This window comes from Desulfitobacterium sp. THU1 (assembly GCF_038181555.1).
Lineage (GTDB): Bacteria > Bacillota > Desulfitobacteriia > Desulfitobacteriales > Desulfitobacteriaceae > Desulfitobacterium.
The window spans coordinates 26,331-46,819 of record NZ_JBBWUA010000022.1 but is presented as its reverse complement, the minus strand read 5'-3'; the positions used below and the strand labels follow the sequence as shown (position 1 = coordinate 46,819).

Annotated in this window: 21 protein-coding genes and 1 riboswitch; of the genes, 6 read left to right on the top strand and 15 right to left on the bottom strand. The window is 42.6% G+C overall.

The window, feature by feature from the left end:
• Window positions 1-78: 78 nt before the first annotated feature.
• The 8 genes from AAC978_RS14170 to AAC978_RS14135 all read right to left on the bottom strand — a co-directional run bounded on the left by AAC978_RS14170 (window position 79) and on the right by AAC978_RS14135 (window position 6,668).
• On the bottom strand, window positions 79-825 hold the full coding sequence (locus tag AAC978_RS14170; RefSeq protein ID WP_341548724.1) for an ABC transporter ATP-binding protein: 747 nt from the start codon (window positions 823-825) through the stop codon (window positions 79-81).
• Window positions 826-883: 58 nt separating this feature from the next.
• Complete coding sequence (locus AAC978_RS14165; RefSeq protein WP_341548723.1) at window positions 884-1,903, bottom strand: ABC transporter substrate-binding protein; 1,020 nt, start codon at window positions 1,901-1,903, stop codon at window positions 884-886.
• A 74-nt stretch (window positions 1,904-1,977) separates the two neighbouring features.
• Complete coding sequence (locus AAC978_RS14160) at window positions 1,978-2,757, bottom strand: ABC transporter permease (protein ID WP_341548722.1); 780 nt, start codon at window positions 2,755-2,757, stop codon at window positions 1,978-1,980.
• A complete protein-coding gene (locus tag AAC978_RS14155; RefSeq protein WP_341548721.1) occupies window positions 2,729-3,025 on the bottom strand; it encodes a thiamine-binding protein in 297 nt (98 codons plus the stop codon). The genes AAC978_RS14160 and AAC978_RS14155 overlap by 29 nt, the downstream gene beginning before the upstream one ends.
• A gap of 89 nt (window positions 3,026-3,114) precedes the next feature.
• Window positions 3,115-3,220: riboswitch (TPP riboswitch) on the bottom strand.
• A 53-nt stretch (window positions 3,221-3,273) separates the two neighbouring features.
• Entirely contained in the window at window positions 3,274-4,053 is a 780-nt protein-coding gene (locus AAC978_RS14150; RefSeq protein ID WP_341548720.1) for a TPM domain-containing protein, read from the bottom strand.
• Between the two features lie 86 nt (window positions 4,054-4,139).
• Entirely contained in the window at window positions 4,140-4,697 is a 558-nt protein-coding gene (locus tag AAC978_RS14145; protein WP_341548719.1) for a LemA family protein, read from the bottom strand.
• Between the two features lie 117 nt (window positions 4,698-4,814).
• On the bottom strand, window positions 4,815-5,660 hold the full coding sequence (locus AAC978_RS14140; protein WP_341548718.1) for an undecaprenyl-diphosphate phosphatase: 846 nt from the start codon (window positions 5,658-5,660) through the stop codon (window positions 4,815-4,817).
• Between the two features lie 135 nt (window positions 5,661-5,795).
• Window positions 5,796-6,668, bottom strand: coding sequence for an MBL fold metallo-hydrolase (locus AAC978_RS14135; protein ID WP_341548717.1), 873 nt, complete (start codon window positions 6,666-6,668; stop codon window positions 5,796-5,798).
• A gap of 122 nt (window positions 6,669-6,790) precedes the next feature.
• On the opposite strand from AAC978_RS14135, the gene AAC978_RS14130 reads away from it, so the two are divergent.
• The 5 genes from AAC978_RS14130 to AAC978_RS14110 all read left to right on the top strand — a co-directional run bounded on the left by AAC978_RS14130 (window position 6,791) and on the right by AAC978_RS14110 (window position 9,942).
• The gene (locus AAC978_RS14130) at window positions 6,791-7,213 is read left to right on the top strand and encodes a universal stress protein (RefSeq protein ID WP_341548716.1); all 423 of its coding nucleotides are present in this window, start codon (window positions 6,791-6,793) and stop codon (window positions 7,211-7,213) included.
• Between the two features lie 12 nt (window positions 7,214-7,225).
• Window positions 7,226-8,149 carry a diacylglycerol/lipid kinase family protein gene (locus AAC978_RS14125; RefSeq protein ID WP_341548715.1) on the top strand — a complete coding sequence of 308 codons (924 nt, stop codon included), beginning with the start codon at window positions 7,226-7,228 and terminating at the stop codon, window positions 8,147-8,149.
• Window positions 8,150-8,308: 159 nt separating this feature from the next.
• Window positions 8,309-8,695 carry a nitrite reductase gene (locus AAC978_RS14120; RefSeq protein ID WP_341548714.1) on the top strand — a complete coding sequence of 129 codons (387 nt, stop codon included), beginning with the start codon at window positions 8,309-8,311 and terminating at the stop codon, window positions 8,693-8,695.
• 36 nt (window positions 8,696-8,731) lie between these two features.
• Window positions 8,732-9,439 (top strand): sulfite reductase subunit beta (hemoprotein), encoded by a 708-nt coding sequence (locus AAC978_RS14115; RefSeq protein ID WP_341548713.1) that lies wholly within the window; start codon window positions 8,732-8,734, stop codon window positions 9,437-9,439.
• A gap of 89 nt (window positions 9,440-9,528) precedes the next feature.
• Window positions 9,529-9,942, top strand: coding sequence for a YkvA family protein (locus AAC978_RS14110; RefSeq protein WP_341548712.1), 414 nt, complete (start codon window positions 9,529-9,531; stop codon window positions 9,940-9,942).
• Window positions 9,943-10,075: 133 nt separating this feature from the next.
• Here the strand turns inward: AAC978_RS14110 and AAC978_RS14105 are convergent, their stop codons facing one another.
• The 4 genes from AAC978_RS14105 to AAC978_RS14090 all read right to left on the bottom strand — a co-directional run bounded on the left by AAC978_RS14105 (window position 10,076) and on the right by AAC978_RS14090 (window position 16,164).
• Entirely contained in the window at window positions 10,076-11,401 is a 1,326-nt protein-coding gene (locus tag AAC978_RS14105) for a PhoH family protein (protein ID WP_341548734.1), read from the bottom strand.
• Between the two features lie 623 nt (window positions 11,402-12,024).
• Window positions 12,025-12,495, bottom strand: a complete 471-nt coding sequence (gene sixA, locus AAC978_RS14100; RefSeq protein WP_341548711.1) for a phosphohistidine phosphatase SixA — start codon at window positions 12,493-12,495, stop codon at window positions 12,025-12,027.
• Between the two features lie 19 nt (window positions 12,496-12,514).
• Complete coding sequence (locus AAC978_RS14095; protein WP_445900311.1) at window positions 12,515-14,632, bottom strand: RNA degradosome polyphosphate kinase; 2,118 nt, start codon at window positions 14,630-14,632, stop codon at window positions 12,515-12,517.
• Window positions 14,633-14,634: 2 nt separating this feature from the next.
• Entirely contained in the window at window positions 14,635-16,164 is a 1,530-nt protein-coding gene (locus AAC978_RS14090) for a Ppx/GppA phosphatase family protein (protein ID WP_341548709.1), read from the bottom strand.
• A gap of 240 nt (window positions 16,165-16,404) precedes the next feature.
• Here AAC978_RS14090 and AAC978_RS14085 point away from each other — a divergent pair, with 240 nt between their 5' ends.
• The gene (locus AAC978_RS14085; protein ID WP_341548708.1) at window positions 16,405-17,898 is read left to right on the top strand and encodes a Ppx/GppA phosphatase family protein; all 1,494 of its coding nucleotides are present in this window, start codon (window positions 16,405-16,407) and stop codon (window positions 17,896-17,898) included.
• Here the strand turns inward: AAC978_RS14085 and AAC978_RS14080 are convergent.
• From AAC978_RS14080 to AAC978_RS14070, 3 genes are read right to left on the bottom strand one after another with little or no spacing between them, the layout of a single operon-like run.
• Window positions 17,895-19,055, bottom strand: coding sequence for a DUF2974 domain-containing protein (locus AAC978_RS14080; protein WP_341548707.1), 1,161 nt, complete (start codon window positions 19,053-19,055; stop codon window positions 17,895-17,897). The two genes, AAC978_RS14085 and AAC978_RS14080, sit on opposite strands and share 4 nt — an antisense overlap.
• A 29-nt stretch (window positions 19,056-19,084) precedes the next feature.
• Entirely contained in the window at window positions 19,085-19,723 is a 639-nt protein-coding gene (locus AAC978_RS14075; RefSeq protein ID WP_341548706.1) for a PrsW family glutamic-type intramembrane protease, read from the bottom strand.
• On the bottom strand, window positions 19,716-20,483 hold the full coding sequence (locus tag AAC978_RS14070; RefSeq protein WP_341548705.1) for a hypothetical protein: 768 nt from the start codon (window positions 20,481-20,483) through the stop codon (window positions 19,716-19,718). The genes AAC978_RS14075 and AAC978_RS14070 overlap by 8 nt, the downstream gene beginning before the upstream one ends.
• Between the last annotated feature and the right edge of the window lie 6 nt (window positions 20,484-20,489).

Sequence of the window (20,489 nt, the reverse complement as noted above, 5' to 3'; positions counted from 1 at the left end):
AGTTTTCTATGAAAATATAAAAAGTCCTTTATTAAAAAAACACCCAGACACTACATGTAGTACCTGGGTAATATAACATTATAGGCTCAAAAGCTTTATGATTTGTCGTTTGTATGCCATGAACTCATCAGATAATAGAAACTCATCCCCACGAGGTCGGGGAGTATCGATAAGAATTTCATGAGCAATGATGCCGGGGGGCCCAGTCATGATATAGACTCGGTCGGAAAGCAAGATGGCCTCATCAATATCGTGGGTGATGAACAAGGTGGACATATTAATGCGATCCATGAGGTCCAAGTACCAACGATGCATTGCACTCTTCGTGATAGCATCTAAAGCGGAAAAAGGTTCATCGAAAAGAGCTACTTCCTGCGAGAACAAATACGTTCTCAGCAAAGCTGCTCGTTGTCGCATCCCCCCGGATAACTGGGTAGGATACTTCTTAGCGGTCCCCTCGAGGCCGAAATCCCGGAAGTGGCTGGCAGCCTCTTCCCGAGCCAGGCTCTTCTTCACGCCCCGTATGAAAAGGGGTAAAGCCACATTATCCAAGACAGTTAAGTGAGGCTGCATGAGGTCCTTTTGCTGCATATAACTGACTTTACCTGTCTGCCCCGCGATGTCCTCCCCCTCCATCAGCACTTGACCAGAGTCGGGGACCTGCACACCAGCAATCACATTAAAGAGTGTGCTTTTGCCAATGCCGCTTACGCCGAGCAAGCTCACTAATTCGTTTTCACCCAAGCGAATATTAATATTTTTAATGGTTAACTCACCCGCATAACTTTTCGAAATGTTACGCGTTTCCAGCTTTATCTTACTCATTATAACTCCCGACTTTTTACGCGTTTTTCGCACCTACAATCTTACCTGAAAGAGCTGTCTACTTAGGCAGATAAGCATTAGTAAAGCCTTGGCCAGTCTCAATTTTCTTTGGAATGAGCTTGTTATCATACATCCAAGCATAGAAGTTATCCCAACGGCTCTGATCGATAAAGCCCCATTGCTCTATTTCAGCTTTATACTCCTCCGCTAAATACTCTTGGCTGGCGGTGACGAGTTCCGGATCCAATTCCGGTGCGTATTTAACAAGAATGTCTGCCGCTTCTTTAGGCTGAGCAATTGCATATTCATACCCTTTAGCAACAGCAGCTAGAAAGGCTTTAGCCGTTTCTTGGTTTCCTTCTAAGTACTGAGGGCTTGCTGCAATGACTGGTGTGTAAAAGTCCAGAACAGGATCGATATCCTTGAACGCGAAGTAGTTAGTTTCTAAGCCTTTAACCTGTGTAGCTACTCCGTCCCAACCATAATAAACCCAAATGGCATCTACATCGGTTTGTAAAGCTGAAATGACATCGGTTACTGTACTGGGAATCATGTTGATCTCATCAAAGTTGCCGCCATCTTTCGTGACAACTTGTTTAATAATGGCTTTTTCAACAGGGGAATCCCAGGTCGCGTAAACCTTGTTCTCCATACCTTTGGGGCTAGCAATGTTATCTTCTTTTAAGGAGATAATACCTGAGGTATTATGCTGTAAAATGGTCCCTACAGCCACCACATCGAGGGGACTGTCCGAGGTAAGTGCAGAGGCCAGTTCTTCTTGGAAGCTGACACCGAATTCCGCCTTTCCAGCAGCTACTAAAGATAAGGCTCCGCCCTCGGGTGGTTGCACAATTTCTACCTCTAAGCCTGCATCTTGGAAATATCCTAATTCTTTAGCTACATAGACACCGGTGTGGTTCGTGTTGGGCGTCCAATCAAGGACAAAGGTAATCTTCTTATTTTCTGCTGCCCCTTGTTGGTTACTCCCGGTGTTTTCCGCATTATTCTGAGAGCCACACCCGGCTAACCCAAAAACCATTAAAACACTGATCATAGTAGCAATAATATTCTTCTTCATCTCAAAATTCTCTCCTTAGCTTGGTTTAATAAACGATTACCTCGTTCAGAGGAGGATTAGACCCCTCTGAATGGTTATGCTTCTTTTTGTGCATCCTCTGTCTGCAGCCAAGGCATGACTCTTCGTTCGATGAGTTCCACGCATTTCATAAGCACTAAGCTCAAGATAATAATAAGAAAGATCACGGCGAACATTTTGTCAAAGGAATAGGATTTCCTGACCCGAGTCATATAAACTCCCAGACCACTATTCCCCCCAAGCCACTCGGCAATAACCGCTCCCACAATGGAATAAGACACAGATATGCGCAAGCCCGAAAAAAAACCAGGCAGAGCATTGGGCAGCTTAATATAGCGGTAGATGTGCCACTTCTTCGCCCCCATTGCTCGCATAAGATTCATGGCATTTTGATCCGACGACTTAAATCCTCCCAAAAGAGCGATCGTCATAGGGAAAAAGCAAGTCATAACGATCAAGGTAATCTTCGGCGCCATATCGTAGCCCATCCACAGCACCAACAGGGGCGCAATGGCTACCGTGGGAATGGTTTGAGTGATAACTAAAAGGGGATGAAGGGCTTTATAAAGGCCTTCGAAGCGATCCATCAATAAGGCAATCCAAAAAGCTAGCAGAATACTAATAGTTAATCCCACAAAGGCTTCAGTCAAGGTGATTCGTGCATGCTGCATCAAATCAGGAAAAGAGCGTAGCAGAGCCCGGACAACATCCCCGGGGGAGGGCAGCATGAATTTAGGCACGACTTCCAAAAAGGTCACCGCGTACCAAATTAAGAGTAAACCAATCAGTACCGCCGCGGGATACAGTTTATTGGTGATGCTTTGTAACCTTTTCATCGATGGTCAATATCCCGCCTTCCGGCCTATAGCTAATTTTTACATAGGACATGACGCTGGGTGCCCCTTCCTCGATGCAGATCAGTTGACAGCGTTTAACCATTTCCATCAATTGATCATACTCACCTTCAATGGTAGTCTCAAAAGGGCCCACATAAACGTTTAATCCCGAGGACTTTAAGTATTCAATCACCTTATCCACCACGCGGATCACATCTTTTCCTTCTACAGCGGGCAGCACTTGAATAGCAACACTGGCATTAATCATTTCACATTCTCCTTCTATAAATAATTTGTTAAATAAAAAACCTTCTGCAAGCAGAAGGTTTAATTAATAAATCATAAGTGCATAAGCGATACCTCATACATCTTAGTCCCTCCGCTAGCATTACCTAGATCAGGTCTACGGGTCGGAAACACTTGTTTCCCTCTCAGCCGTTCTCCAGCTCCCCTATACATATTCTCTTATTCACCATCATAGCACCTTGAGGACAAAAGTGTCAAGAAGCATCTATCCTACCAACGCCTAGTACTACCTCCGCCACCGCCGGAACCACCGCCGCCTCCGAAGCCTCCTCCGCCCCCACCGCCACCACGGCCGCCTCTCATCAGCATGCCGATAATCATGCCGAAGATGAAGCCGTCGAAATAACGATGATCAAGGTAGAAGAGTAAAATAAGCCCGATGATACCGAGGACTTTGACCCACAGGGGCAAGGCAGCTAATTGATCGAACTCATCTCCCGATGAGGATGAAGATGCGTAAAGAGCTTGGGGTGAGCCGCTATCCATCACAACCTGGTACTCCGCAGCCACTTCCTGAACGAAGGCAAGATACCCGTTCAGTATCCCCTGGTCATAATCATTCTCTTGAAAATACGGAATCATATATTCATCTTGGATCCGACCCGTCTTAGCATCAGGAAGAGCTCCTTCTAAGCCATAACCGACCTCAATTCGCGAAACCCGTTCCTTGGGAGATACTAAAATCAACAAGCCGTTGTTGAGCTGTTTATCCCCGATACCCCATTCCCTTAAGATGGCCAAGGCGTACTCCTCCGGCTCATACCCATCCAGATCATTCGTGGTAACCACCACAACCTGGGCTTTGGTCTTTTGCGCTAAGGCTGCTGAATTTTGGACAATGGTCTGTTCGGTACCGGGATTCAATACATTAGCTTGATCCAATACAAAAAAGTCACGAGTAGGTTGAGGGATAGAAGGGGCAGCTTGTAATGGAGCTACTAAGGAAAGGAAGAATAATACCAATCCGGCAAGCAGCTGTTTTCTCTTCATGTGCTTCAATCCCTTCCTCTAAGCTATATCAATCTCAAACCTATACCTGTTGCACACGTTGCCAATACCCTATAGGACATAGGACTCTATTTCGAAAAATCTACGGTCGGTGTTTCTTGGGCACTAGCATCTGCCTTGAAGTACTCACGTTCATCAAAGCCAAGGATTCCGGCGTAGAAGGCCGTTGGTAAGCGTTTAATCTTCGTATTGTAGGTTTGGACCACATTATTATAATCCATACGAGTTGTTGCAATTCGGTTTTCTGTTCCGGCCAATTCATCCTGCAGCCCCCGGAAATTTGCGTCAGCCTTGAGCTGTGGATAGCTCTCCGATATGGCTAATAAACGGCTTAAAGCACTGCTCAGTTCAGCGTCCGCTTCGGCAGCCTCACCCACGCTACCTGCACCAATCAAGCGTGATCTAGCATCCGCTATGTCAGTAAATACTTCACTTTCGTGTTCAGCATACCCTTTAACCGTGTTCACCAAATTCGGAATCAAATCTGCTCTGCGCTGCAGCTGGTTTTCCACTTGGCTCCAACTATTATCCACCGTCTCATTAAGAGTAACTAAGTTATTGTAACCCGACCCAAGAATCATAGCCAGAATGAGAATAATCCCCACTGGAATTAGCCATTTTTTCATTATGTTTCCTCCATTTCTATGTTTGCACTTTCAATTTCTTTTGTAATTACACTTTATTTTCATCTACACTCTATTATACCATTTTAAGGATACATTACCTATAGGACAGCAGGAGTCCTATCCTAACAGCGTTTGCATGGAAAAATATAAGATAACGATGATACCCAAGATAATTCGATACCACCCGAAGGCCTTAAAGTCATTCTTCTTGATGTAGCCCATTAAGAATTTTATGGACAGAATGGATACAATGAAGGCTACGACCATGCCAATCAACAGAATCATCATCTCTTGTCCGGTAAAGTTGAATCCAAATTTAACTAATTTAAGAGCACTGGCGCCAAACATCACAGGTACAGCTAAGAAGAAGGTGAATTCAGTGGCAACTGTACGGGATACCCCTAACATGAGCCCCCCCACGATGGTCGCACCGGAACGAGAAGTCCCTGGGAAAACTGCAGCGATAAGCTGGAAAAGCCCGATCATTAGGGCAACAGAATAAGTAATCTGCTCAAGATGATTGATGCGGGATCGTTTGCCCTTGTTCATATTTTCAATCATAATAAAGAAAATTCCAAACAAAATCAGCATAATAGCAACGGTCTGGTAATTGTAAAAGAGGGCATTCATCTCATCATCAAATAATAAACCAATCACCGCAGCAGGGATGCAGGACACGATAATCTTCATCCACATCTCGATCGTCTCTCGTTTTACTGAAACTCTATTCCCTGCAGCTCCCTTTTGAATCGAAAAGGGATTGAGCTTATGCCAATATAACAGCACAACAGCTAGGATAGCTCCTAATTGTATGACCACTAAAAACATCTCCATAAAAGCATCAGACATATTCAGCTTAATAAATTCATCTACCAATATCATGTGCCCGGTGCTGCTGATGGGCAGCCATTCGGTAACTCCCTCAACAATACCTAAAATAATAGCCTTCAAAATCTCGATCAATTCCGCTTATCCTCCCTAATCTAATTATTCCCTGCTCTCTAGGCAAATCTTAACCCTATTATAACTGATGAAATCTAGATATAACCCTGGTGCATTTCTTAAATTTTTCTTAAGTCATGATACTCTGAAAACATTCTAGTCCACTTTCTCAGCCTGAGACTTTAATATTGCACTAATCATACCTCGAGAATTAATCTGAAACGCAAACAGAGGTTGTTCTACATAGTATTCTTTACTGCGGAAAACGTTTTCATATTCCACTAAAATCTCTTCGAGAGTATAGCCTAAATTTGAGTAATGGAGAACTACTTTTCGAGAGTATTCTGCAACATCAAGGCATTCCTGCCAATAGTCCGGTTTAAGCTCTTGGTCGATGATTCCATAATGAGGAGAATAAATTACCGTCGGCTTGAGTGCTTGGCATTTAATAATTGACTCGATCGCTTGAAAATAATCAACGATAAAGGCCGGAACAATCCTTCCTGACTGGCTTACAACACCTAAGGATTCGCTCCCATAGAAAATCTCATTATCAATTAAAAAGGATAATGTACAACGGGTGTGTCCTGGTGTTTCTATGACCTTGATTTGTGTATCTCCTAGATCAATACAACTCCCCTCATAAATCACTGTATCGATCTTCATAAGTTCATCCTTGTATTCCTCGATTGGTTCTCCCGAATACATGTGGGCAGCTTCATTACTTAATTTTCGAATAGACTCGAGTGCACTTGGTCGTTCTAATATCCTTAAATCGTATTCAGAGCCCATAGCTTCTAGATTTGGCCATTCCTCTTTCAAATAGGGCAAAGCTCCCACATGGTCGTAGTGAGAATGAGTTATTAAAACATAGTCCAACTGACGCCCTTGAAGGACATCCTTTATATTATCAATTAGATTCGCAGCACTAAAAGCCATACCGCACTCAAGCAATGCCGTCTTTTTATCCCCTACAATAAGGTAAGAATCTCCACCGGTTCCACCCTTAACATCATATATATTATTCATCTTACAATCACTTCCATTTGAGATTTCATCCATTAGTATAGCAAAGATGACTTAACTTTCCCATGAGTTAATGTTAAAATGAAATGAAGTGGACAACTTAATGATAAGGAAGTGAAGTACATATGACCAAATTCTTAGTACCCGTTGATGGATCCGCTAATTCAGACAAAGCCATTCGCTATGCCCTTTCTCTAGCTGAAGGGAAGGCCGATTTACTTATCTTCATAAACATACAACCCAATTACAATACACCTAATGTAAAGCGTTTTGCAACCCAAGAGCAAATCAAGGCGATGCAGGAAGAAGCTAGCAAGGAAGTCCTCGATCACGCTCTGGAAATTGCCAAAGATTCCACGGTCCCCATCCAAACTATCATGCGCACTGGAGATCCTGGTCGGGAGATTTGTGCCGAAGCTGAAGAAAGCGCAGTAGATAATATTGTGATGGGTTATCGTGGTTTAGGTGCCGTTAAACGTGCCATTTTAGGAAGTGTCGCAACCCACGTACTTCATGAAACCCCTTGCCCAGTTACTATTGTCCCATAAGAGGCTATTGACATGAACAAAAGCCCCTGGTTTGCCATTGTGAATCCAGCATCCGCAAACGGCCAAACCCGCAAGATTTGGCCCAAAGTATACAAACGTCTTCTCGATCAAAAAATCGATCTCGACTATGCTTATACGAGTGGTCCAGGGGAAGCCACTACTTTAACTCGACAAGCCTTACATAACTATACACGAATCCTATCTGTTGGTGGAGACGGTACCCTTAATGAGGTAATAAACGGCTTTTTCGAGAATCAAGTGCCCATTAATCCGGAGGCTAGTCTCGCGATTTTCTCCCATGGGACTGGGGGAGATTTTCTCCGCTCTCTTAACCAAAAACGCGGGCTTCCTTCTCTTTTGGAGGTTCTTAACCGAGAGCAAATAACCCCGGTGGACTGTGGACTTGCTCAATACCAAGATGCTTCCGACATGTTGCACCACCGTTATTTTCTTAACGTAGCTGATGTGGGCCTTGGCGGAGAAACAGCTGATCGTGTCAATAGGCGCAGTAAGTTCTTAGGGGGAAAACTATCTTTCCTCCTCGGCAGTCTTATCAGTATTTTTGCTTATAAAAATAAACATATGAAGTGCGTTATTGATGGGAAAGTTGTCGTGAATGGTCCCACTAATAGCATTATGATCGCTAATGGCCGTTTCTTCGGTGGTGGGATGATGATTGCTCCCCATGCCGATTTAACCGATGGCCTCTTTAATGTTACAGTACTTGGAGACCTCCCCATTCACAAGGTTTTACGACATTTGCCCAAAATTTATCAAGGGAACCATCTTGATGTGTCTGGGGTCTCTGTCTATCAAGGCAAAGAAATCTCCATTATCGCTCAGCCTTCCGCTTTCCTAGAACTCGATGGAGAACATCCCGGATTTACACCCGTGCATTTTTCCCTGATTCCCCAAGGAATCAGACTCTGGACCTAACTGACATGAATGGCACACTTACTCAAGTGTGTCATCTTTTTATTTTGTGTTCCCTATCTTTGCTCTATTTTAGAATATTCGAAATAAATCCTAAAAAACATCCCCCTAGCTTCTTGTTGTATAATAAGTCTTGTAAAAAATTACATAAGAGGTGCAATCATGTCTTTATCTACCGCCGAAAAAGAGAAGATGATTAAAACTTGTCAAGAAATCATAGAGCTTTGTGATCAGCCCTTTGTTTGGGAAGATGATGGCATCTATGAATCCGAACAGGCCAAGCAACCCTTTAATCTTTTCTTACCCCATGAGCAGATAGCCCAAGAGTTAAGTACCCTTTTTGAAAACTTCTCAGGTACACCCTATATTTATGACCAAGTAAAAGCCGTCTGCAATTTAGAAGCGGAATGGTATGAATATGGAACCTACGGCTTAGATCGTGATTTTACAAGAGTATTAAGTCGCTATAGCCTCAAGCCCGAATACGTAGAACCTGTTAAAACATACTTCAGCAAGAGACTCCGCGAGCTTGAAACCAAAAGCAACTAACTCAATATTATAGAAAGCAAAGGAGATATTGCAGCGATGGTTGATATTTCTCAAATAAAGGAACAGGCCGCCTTTTTAAAAGGAAAGGGCTTTATTCTTAACAAGGATGGGGAGCATTTTTCCTGTAGAGTGGTCATTCCCGGTGGAAAAATGAGTGCCAAGCAATCTCAAAAAGTAAGTGAAGTCTGTGAGCAATATGGACAAGGTAACTTTTACTTTACCCAGAGACTGAATATCGAAATTCCCGGCATAGATTACTCCAATCTAGAAGCAGTTGCCGAAGCTCTTCGCGAAGTTGGACTAAGTATTGGCTCCACTGGTCCTAGACCTAGACCTATTACCACCTGTAAAGGTGCTGTTTGCAAATTTAGCCTCTATGATACGGAAGCCTTAACTAACCTCTTAAACGAAAAAATCTATCAGGGTTATTACGATATAACCCTGCCTAGCAAACTCCGGATTGTCATCAGTGGTTGTTCAAACAATTGCTCCATGCCCCATATTGGCTGCATCGGTATCATCGGTAAGAAAACAAACCAAGTTGCCATCACCCTCGGGGGTATGTCCGCTCGCAAACAGTATTTGGGTCGAGAAATCCAGGGATTATATACAGTAGATGAAGCTATCGCGCTTATTGAAAAAGCCATTAATTATTACAGGGATCATGGGAATAAGGGTGAACGTTTCGCTCAAATGATTGAGCGCCTTGGCTTTGAAACTGTAGAAAAAGCCTTAGTCAGCTAAAATGTAGAGATAGACCTCAGCAACTGCTGAGGTTTTTTCTATGTATTATAATCATGATATAATTACATAAAGCAAAGGAGGACACGTCGATGCATATTGGACAAAATCTTAAGGATCAGATTATGGAAAAGTTTAATACATTTCAAGATGAAGCCAAAAAGACACTCCTCAATGGCGAGGCAACCCAAGAAAAACTTAATGCTGTCTTTGCCAAAGCCGAGAAGCTCAACATTAACACCGGTCCCATCAATAAAGTCTACCAAGACATCCTCCTTCTCATCCAAATTGTCAAAGCTTATATTACCAAAGAGTATCGAGAGATTCCGATCGGTTCAATCGTCGCTATCTTTGCGGCTCTAATTTACTTTCTATCCCCCATCGATATCATTTTTGATTATATCCCCGGCGTGGGCTATGTAGATGACATGTTCGTTTTGGGCTTAGTACTCAAACAGCTGGACTCTGATCTGCAGAAATTTCGGGATTGGCAGGATAATCATTAACACAAGCCTTACAAACACTACGTTTTACATTAACACTGCTACGGTATAGTAAGGGTTTCCCTTTTTCCTGCCTCGTTTTGTATTGATAAGGATATCCTTATCGCCTTAAACCGCCATTTATGGCGGTGTTTTTTTAGAGTAGCTTTGCAGCGAGGGCTGCCAGTTCACTTCGTTCCCCTTTGAGCAGTCCTACTTGACCATAGAAAGATTGCCCTTTTAGGCGGGAAGCCACATAGGCTAACCCATTGCTTTCTTTATCCAAATACGGATGATCAATCTGATCCGGATCGCCGCAAAGGACAATTTTTGTCCCCTCTCCGGCACGGGTAATAATAGTTTTGATCTCGTGAGCTGTAAGATTTTGAGCCTCATCAATGATAATGAATTGATTGGCGATGCTTCGTCCGCGAATATAGGTAAGCACTTCGATCTCCAGTTGCTTTCTCTTTTTCAGTAAATCCACGGTGCTTTCCACCAAGGCTTCGCTGTCTTTATCACGAAGCTTATCCAGTTTAGGTCGCAATAAGAACTCCAGATTATCATAAATCGGTTGCATATAGGGACGTACCTTATCCTCTTTCTCACCAGGTAAAAAGCCAATATCCTTCCCAAAAGGAATAACCGGCCGAGCGCAGAGGATACGCGTATAGAGATCCTGATGAATCGTCTGCTCTAAGGCGCTGGCCAAAGTAATTAAAGTTTTTCCTGTGCCTGCAGGCCCCATGAGATTAACCAATTTGATTTGAGGGTTACTTAACATACCCAAAGCCCAAGTTTGCTCAATATTTTTAGGGACAATTCCCCAATAATCCTTATTGCGACTATGGAGATTGAGTAGCTTTGCTCCATCAGAGGAAACGATGAGGGGAATCTCTGTGCCGTCACTGAGCAATCCTTTGGCACAGCTATTGGGCAACTTAGTTTCACTTAAGCTGATATGACCTATCTGATAGAGTTCATTTACCTCATTATCCTTCAGTTCGAGCTTGATTACATCGTCATTTAAGGAAGTAAGGCTTATTTTATCATTGTAATAATCCTGGGTTTTGACAGAGAGGGCATCCGCTTTTACACGCATTGCGATATCTTTGGTTACCACAATGACTGGCCTCTCATCCTCATGGGCTAAATTCAAAGCCACTGCCAGTATCCGATTATCTGGCAGTTTGATGTCTGAGTAAAGTGGCAAAGGATTTTCCGTGCAATGGTTGAGTTCAATTCTAAATGTTCCTCCATTGGGTAGGCTTACACCTTCTGCAAGTTGGCCATTGTCTCTTAGCTGATCGAATAGGCGTATGGCTTCCCGGGCAGATCGACCTACCTCGTCGAGGAGTCTCTTTTTATTTTCTAGTTCTTCCAGTACGGCGTAAGGAACAATCACCTCATTGTCCTCAAAATTGAAGATTGCCTTAGGGTCATGAAGTAGGACACAAGTATCAAGCACAAACACCTTTTGCAAATTCTCCACCTCGCTAAATTATTCTGTATTCCTCAATTCGCCTATGTTGGTGTGTAGAGAGGGATCTCTACACTACACATTACTCCAATAAATGGAGAGCATGATTCTTTTATGACCTTAGTCGCAAATTTTATCGGCGATTATCCGATCGCCCTATGTACACTGGGGGCTATACATTTGCGTCCTCCTCGTGCTTATTCTTACCGGTCATTTTGGATGTTTCCTTCCTATACTAATATAAAACAAAAAGCGAGTCCTAATGCCACTAGGATACTCGCTTTTGTGTTTGCTTTTTTAATTGAATCTTATTCCGTTGGACATGGACAAAGGGACAGTTAATACAACAAGAGCAACAGGAGTTAGAACAGACGGATACATAATTTCCCCAAATTGCCTTAACTATCCGCTCTTCTTTCTCTGTCATAACCCCCCTCCCTTTCCTATTGAAAAGTTAACCTGTTTAGTTGCAGTTTGAGTAAGTCGTATCCTTATATGTAGACTAGCAGTGGATTGTAAACTTATAGGTAAAACAGCATGAAATCTAATCAGCATTAAAAAAACCCGGCTGTTATAATAGACACCGGGTTTTTGCGTATTCACTCTTCTCTTTAACCCAATTATCTTTACTTAGACCACACGCCAGGTTGTGTGAACCAGCGCAGTTCAGCAGTTAAAGGCAGCTCACCATTAAGCTTGTACCCCGCCATCGCCCCTTTTCTGAAGGGCAAGGAGGTATTGGCCAGTTTGAGACTCCAATCGGAGAGGTAGGGTTGATGCCCAACGATAATTAAGCAATCAGCTTTCTTTTGAGGAAGCCAGTCCCCGAGCAGTTCTAAGAGATCCCCGCCTGTTGAAAGGCAGTCTATTTTCTCAATATCCTTAACCTTTAGCTTATCGGCAATTATTTGGGCCGTTTGCCAAGCTCTTTCCAAGGGACTTGACCAAATACATATCGCTTTCTTACCATCCAACAAATGATCGATCCCGAAGGCCACCCTTTTTATTTTCTTCGCACCTTCTTTAGTTAAGGATCGTTCCGCATCATTCTCCATGTTCTCTTCAGCTTGTCCATGGCGAACTAATATGAGCTCCATCTCTATTCCTCCTCTTGTGCTATTCTAGCTCATTGGTTATAGGTTGAAAACTGCCATCGAGTCGTTCTTGGAGCAAATGCTTCGCTTTAGTGAATTGAGCCACCGCTCGTTCACATAGAACTTCTTGACTTTTTACAATCTTTTTACGTCGTTTATCTACCTTTTTGTAAGAGCCCTTTGAGGTTAAGATTCGAGCCTTCACTGTATCCTTTAGATTGATATCGAGTATTGCTTTCACTTCTTCCTTGCTGTCAGGATCCTCTACTGGGAAGAGCAGTTCGACCCTTCGGTCTAAATTTCTCGGCATCCAGTCTGCACTGGATAAATAGATGAGTTCATCACCGCCATGGTAGAAGTAGAAAATTCGACTATGCTCAAGGAAACGTCCCACAATGCTGCGAACCGAAATGTTTTCACTTACCCCCGGTAAGCCGGGTCTCAGACAACAAACCCCGCGCACAATTAGTTCAATCTCTACACCAAAGCTGGAAGCTTTATACAAAGCCAGGATAATTTCCTTGTCGATGAGGGAGTTCACCTTGACCGCAATCTTTGCCTTGAGCCCTTTTTGAGCATTACGTGCTTCATCCTCGATCAGCTGCAGGAATTTCCCTCGCAAACCTATAGGAGCCAAAGTGAATTTATTTAAATTATTCGGCTGGGATAACCCGGAAAGCATATTAAATAAAGCTGAAGCATCAGCCCCGAACTGAGGATTGGCGGTCATAAGTCCGATATCGGTGTAAATCTTAGCGGTTACGTCATTATAGTTACCAGTACTCATATGAACATAGCGCTTGATCCCATCCTCTTCTTGGCGTACAATCAACAGAACTTTACAATGAGTTTTCAGACCAACTAGCCCGTAGATGACATGACAGCCCGCCTCTTCCAAGTGCTTTGCCCAATGAATGTTATTCTCTTCATCAAAACGGGCCTTTAGCTCGACAAGAACGGTGACCTGTTTGCCCTGTCCCGCAGCCTGAGCCAGCGCTGCAATTATAGGTGAGTTCCCGCTCACACGATAAAGTGTCTGCTTAATGGCTAAAACTTGGGGATCTTGAGCCGCGGTTTTCACTAGCTCCACCACTGGGTCAAAGGACTGGAAAGGATGGTGGAGTAAAATATCTTTGTCTTGAATCGCTTTGAAAATGTCCTCTTCCATCATGACTGCTGGGACACCCTGCGGTTTGAAGGGTTCATAGCGCAAATGGTCATATCCCTGAAGCTTAATTATGCCCGAAATAAACGTAAGATCAACAGGACCATCTATCTCAAAAATCTTATCGTTATCGAGGTCCAGTTCCTCTTTAAGTATGCTAAGAAGGTTTTGATGGAAGCCCTTCCCAATCTCTAAGCGAATAACCGAACCCCACTTGCGTTGGCGGATAGACTGTTCAATCGTCTCCAGCAAATCCTCCGCGCCTTCTTCGTCGATATCTAAGTCAGCATTACGAGTGATGCGAAAGAAGCCTGAAGAGAGTATCTTATGTCCTTGAAAAAGCTCAGGAAGCTTAAGAGTAATAAGATCCTCCAGCAAAAGGAATTGCCTCTCATTTGACACTGAGGGGATTTCAATTAAACGAGAGAGGACTTTCGGCACTTGAACTGTCGCAAAAAGATTTGTCTCTGCACCTTTAATCAATAAGGCGATATACAGTCCACGATTTCGTAATAGGGGAAATGGGCGACCTTGGTCCACCACAAGGGGGGTGAGCACCGGAAATACTCTGCGCAGAAAGTAGTCCCTCAAATATTTCTTATGCTCCTTCGTGAGGGATTTGGGATGGAGAAGGTTAATTTTTTCTTTCTTAAGCTTCTTTAATAATGAGTAACGATAGCATCGATATTGATCCTCTACCATCCTATGTGCACGCGACAGAATTTTGTCCATACTTTCCTGGGGTAGTAAGCCTGAGGGATCACGCTTATCCAAATTAGCCAAGATCTGATCACCCAAGGATGCCACTCTTACCTGGAAAAACTCATCCAGATTAGAGCTGGTGATGGATAGGAAATTGAGGCGCTCAAAAAGTGGATTCGCCGCATCTAAAGCCCCCTCAAAAACTCGTTGATTAAATTCCAACCAGCCTAATTCGCGATTGATAAAGTTTTCGTTAGTATCAAAATTTCTCATAATCATAAGTTAAATCCCTTACTTTTCACAATTACTTGCATACCTGTGACTTCTTCAAAAAGTGAGACGCGATTACGAAATGTCCATTCTTCTAAAAGGGTGTCCTGCCAGGAATGTAAGGTAAAAATCAACTGCTCCCCTGCTTGACGTATCTCCAGTGATTCTACCTTACTCTTGTGGGAGCAATCCAATGACTCCGCCAACTTGAGGATAGCCGCCAGTTTCGAAACAATAATTTTATCATCATCATTTAAGCCCTCGTAATTTGGATGATGATGGCTTGGTGCTTCTTGAGTATTATAACGAGCTATATTGGCGATCAATGTAAGCTCTCGAGCGGATAGCCCCATAATATTGCGATGTTTGATGATGCCATAGGCATGGTCGTGGGGATCAGAAAAACTAACGTAATAACCCACGGCGTGTAAGATAGCCGCAACCTGCAAATACATTCTCTCTGGATTATCCAATCGATGAAGTCGCCTTGTCTGATCAAAAATCGCAAGGGCGAGTTTTTCAACTTGCTTAACATGCTTTTTGTCTGTGCCAAATCGATTGGCAATATACCAAACTGAGCTAATGATATCGTTTAAAGAATCCTTGCTTTGTGGACTCTCGATGAGTTGATCTGCCAAGTCATAGACCAGACCATTCTTTAAAGATATATCCGGAGCATAGATTTGCTGAGCACGAGTCATTTTCAAAAAACAATGCAAAATCAAGACTGTCGGCAAAAAGGTAGCTGCCTGATTCTGCGACAAACCATAGGTACGGGCAATCTGCTCGTCACTCAGCATTAAGATTTTATCGTACAGCACCGTAAAGTCATTAACCTCAATCCGATTTTCTTCCCCGCAAATATTCACCACGGTCCGAACTTCATTGCCTAGGATAATGAAGTTAGTAAAGTTGATACCCTGGAGAAATCGTTTCAATAAGGCAATCTTACTATCAATAAATTCTTCCATAACGGCAGGAAAATTAATCGTTTTTGACTCCAAGTCAGCTAATGTTTCCCGCAAACGCAAGGATCCTATTTTTAAATACTCAGTGAGGATAAGTGTCCCTTCCTGATATATGGAGGTCTCGACTCCACCAGAAGCTAAGTTAACGATTAAAGAGGTCTGCTTGTCCAGAAGGGGTGTAGGTTGGCTGCGAAGTGCTCTATACATAAAGTACCGCTCTTGAGCGCTGTTGATGATGGAAACAGTCACTTGTGTTTTTATCCGAATGAGATCCAATACATATTCGCGATTTTCAGCTTCACGAATCCCACTGGTTGCCACGGCGAGGTAACGCTTCACACGATAGTCCTTCATCAGTTGAGTAAAACCCTTCAGAATCTCACAGGTTTCCTGAATTGTTTTACGTTCAATCCGTCCGGTCGTGAAGCTATCTCTGCCGATAGAAGTCGGTTGGATAACATCTTCGAGTATTTTGATTTGCCGATCTGAGTAAACTTCTGCAATGACCATTTGTATGTAATTTGATCCTACATCAATGGCAGCAACAACCGGAATCTTCTGTTCCATCTGTTTTCTCCCCATTATAGCGATTTTCGACATTCGTAGGTTTTTGAGGCCGATTATAGCATATTTTGTTAATTATTATATCATATTCTATTTAGATTAGTTCTTTCCTTACATATTTTTCACAAAAACAAAAAACTATATCAATCATGTGAACTTGAAAGGCAAACCTAATTATGTCATACTTATACGGATAAAATACAAGCGAGCATTAATCTACTTGAATAGTTTAAGGGGTAAAGCATGAGAACTATAGGTATCATCGATATTGGTTCAAACTCAATGCGTCTGGTCATTGTTCAGATTTCCACCAATAATTCCTACCGCATTATTGATGATGTTAAGCACTCTGTCCGTCTGGGTAAAGATATGTTGCCGAATGGAAATCTACACCCGATACGAATGCAGCGCGCTATTGAGACTTTACAATTTTATAAGACACTCTGCGACGCTATCAAAACAGACTCGATCATTGTTGTCGCAACAGAGGCAATTCGTAAAGCCTCCAACCAAAAGGAATTTCTTGAGCTAATTTATAACTCAACCGGTTTATCTGTACGGGTTTTAGAGGGCGAAGAAGAAGCTTATTATGATTATTTTAGCATAGCCAATTCCTTCAACATGACAGAAAACCTCATCATGGATATCGGTGGATCAAGTACAGAGCTTATCTGGATGAAGGATCGAAAAGTCCAAAGGATGGTAAGCTTACCCTTCGGGACCATTAGCATCAGTGAACAATTAAACGAAGCTAAAGGAAATATCTTTGCTAGAGAAAAGACAATCACCAACAAGCTAATTCAGACCTACCATGAATTAGGATGGCTCCCCCACGGAAAAGCTCTGATTGGTATTGGCGGTAGCTTCCGTAACATTGCGAAAATCAACAAAAAGCGCAGTTTCTACCCTCTCGAGATGTCTCACAATTATTATCTTTCTAGCGAGAATGTGCAGGATATCCATCGCTTGGTCACGAATACTCCTGCCCACCGCCGCAAGGATATTCGAGGGTTATCCTCTGAACGTTCAGATATTATTTGGGGTGCCACCACTGCTATTAATGCTTTGATTATGTACTGTGGGATTAGTGATGTTTATGTCAGTGGACATGGCTTGCGTGAGGGAGTCATCTTCGAAGAAATACTCCATGGCCTCAATCCTGTGAAAGACGTTCTCGACTATTCCATTAACAATCTAATTTCAAATATTAATTTAAATAAAAATCATGCTTTCCACGTATGGGAACTCTGTAAATCTTTATTTGAACAACTCAAATCTCTTCATGAGCTTGAGGAGAGCACCTTAAGAATCTTAAAAACCGCTGCTTTATTGCATGACATCGGCATTAATATTAGCTATTATGATCACCACTTACATTCGTTTTACATTATACTTAACTCACAAATAAACGGTTTAAGCCAGCAGGAAGTACTAATGGCTGCCTATACAGCCGCCTCCCACCGCAAAGATAAGGTTAAAATAGATTCTGTGCACAAAGGAATTCTCCAGGAGAAGGAGATTGACACTATTCACAAATTAGGAGTTATGTTAAGAATTTCTGAAGCCTTGGATCGTCAGATGAATAAAAATATCACCGCAGTGGATTGTTTGATCGAAGAGGATCGCGTCACCCTTAAGTTAACCTCTACTTCTCAACATGAGCTGGAATCCAAGGAAGCACTTGATACCTCCGGCGAATTCCAAAAAGAATTCGGAAAAAGACTCTTTGTCCTCTAGTTACCACTTTTCTTTTTGTGAGATCCATGCCCTAGCAAAGAGGCTACATCTTTTTCTAACGAGGAAATCCAGACCTTTTGAGTTTTATCAAAGAATATTTGGATAACCTTCTTTAAGTTCGCTTGCGCTAGCGGATCCAAAGTTTTATAGCTTTTAATCATATCATTGGCAAGAGACAGGTTTCTTCGGGACAAATCACTGACTGTCATTGCTCCAGTAGCCTGAAGAATATCAAATAAAGCGTCCACAAACTCCTCCCTTTGCCCCATAGACAACTGATTAAGCCAGAGTCTCACTGTCTTGTTGAAGTTTTTGCTCCCCTTGGTTAAGCCCTTTTCATACGCAAAGTGGTTTCCCTTTACTTCCCAGAAGAAAGCATTATGTTGCATAAAGCCCATACCGTTACTGTTAACAGTGATATACTCTTCACCATGTTCAAGAAGCATCCCCACTACAGAGGATTTCGGAATAAAGGTATGTATGCGATCGATAATCCTTTGATACCCTTCTCTTTCGATGACGTGTGCCAAGAAGCCGGGACCATCATTGTTATAAACCCCAATAATGCGTTCCTGAAGATCATTTGGCATAGCAGCAGCGCCATATACCGCTAGATTCCCGCCCTTGGAATGGCCTCCTAAATAAAATTCCCCCTGGTAACCGGTTAGGATTCCTTTCACATAGGATACCGCATCTCTTTGTGCTTTGACTTCATCTCTAAAACTCATTTGAAAATCCTCTTTCCAGCCGGCGAGGGTATCGTCCGTACCGCGGAATGCAATAAAATGCTCAGATGGATTGATGGAAAAGACCATTGCTGAAAATTGATTGCTCTTTTCATAATCGATTTGATCGACATAGCCAGATAGCTCTATGTTCTTATAGCGATTCGTCAAAGCCGCTTTCAGGAGTAATTTCGGCATGTCTCTAAAAAAAGGATTATTGATGTTCTTCGGAATGCGTTGCTCTAGGGACTTCATGTAGAGATCTGCCGCTACCCCCAAGGATATCGACTCTCCCTCTATATCCTGAGGGACAATTCCTTCGAAGTTGAGATAGGCAAGAACAGAGATGATTAAGTTGTCCACCTCATTAAACTCATCTCGAGCAAAGGGTAAATCTCCACGCCACTCAAGATAATCAAAGACGTTTTGCATAAATACCTCTCTATCGCTGATGACTTCAGCTAAACCTTTTTGTCATTATTATCTCCTTTAGAGCTCAGTACTGCAAGTCCCATCAGGTAAAGTACCAAAGGCATTAACATACCAATGTGATGATAACTGGAAGTTATATATAGATTATACAACGCATGGATCGTTACTGATAAAGTGAATAACCCAAAAAGGATGGGCAAAATCGAACCATTGAATTTCTTTGCCATAGTCAGTCCGAAGCCAACCGTTCCGGTGGCTATTGCATGAATCAAGCAAGAGGTCACGCTGCGTGTAATAACAAAGAGGACGGGCGACCCATCCCCTGTCATATGATTAAAAAGATACACGTAATTCTCCTGGATAGAAAACCCGATCCCTACGGCAATCCCAAAATAGGCATAGGGAATGTTCGTTTTATCCGGTCTTAAGATAAAATAAACCAAAGGAAGAGCTTTGGTAAATTCCTCAATGATAGGTGCCCAAGTAATAGAAAGTTCTCGTGTGTCAATCACCAAAAGCCTTACGAGAGCGTTGTTCAGGGTTAAAGAAAGAGCAAAGGCAATCAAACCCCAAGTGAAAAACAGCATCAACTGTCTGTTTTCCCCTTTTAGAATAATGATTAAAAAGGCAAGTGGCAAAAGAGTTCCTACAAACATTGCTTCACCCATCAGGCATCTCCTCAACCTTCATTAATCCATAGGTAATTAAGGAAAGGGCTATCGGGAATAAGGCATCCGTCGTAAGGGTATATCCTTCAGGAAATAAGACCACACTCAGCATGTAGATCATATCACTCAAACAAAGCAAACCAATACCCGAGAGAAACAACTGATATTTCGGCAGAGCGGAAATGGGCTGAGCCTTCCAAAGCAGATAGACAATGGTTAATGCCGTAGCAAAATTACAGAGGTTATGTACCAGCGAGTTTTCACCAACAAGGGCTATAAAGATTGGAACGACCAATAAAGCAAAGGGCCAAAGATCTCGGTATCTTATGACAATGGTATACTTAGGTATTTCCCTTGTGATTGTGCTTATTACCCCAATTAAGAAGAAATAAATACTGATGAAGCCTAAATCTGCAATAGATGGGCAAGGCAAAATTGGTCCTTCTAACAAAAGATAAGAGAACCAATAGAGTTGCCCCAATGTCCAACTCAACACCCCTAAAGCGATGCCCAACACTAAATAATACTCTCGGCTAAACTGAGCATACACAAGAGTTTGGACCCCGATGACTAAACCACAAAACAATTGTATAGCATTCGCAACCCTATTAAGCTGTGCGAAAGGCATAGCATGGTACAAGGCATAAATATAAAAAAACACTGCCCATAGCACCGTAAAAACAAGAACAGCTTTGACGGTAAGAATCAACCATTCTTTTCTTTTCAGGATCCTTTCTGCGACTTGATCCCGTGAAATCATGATAAT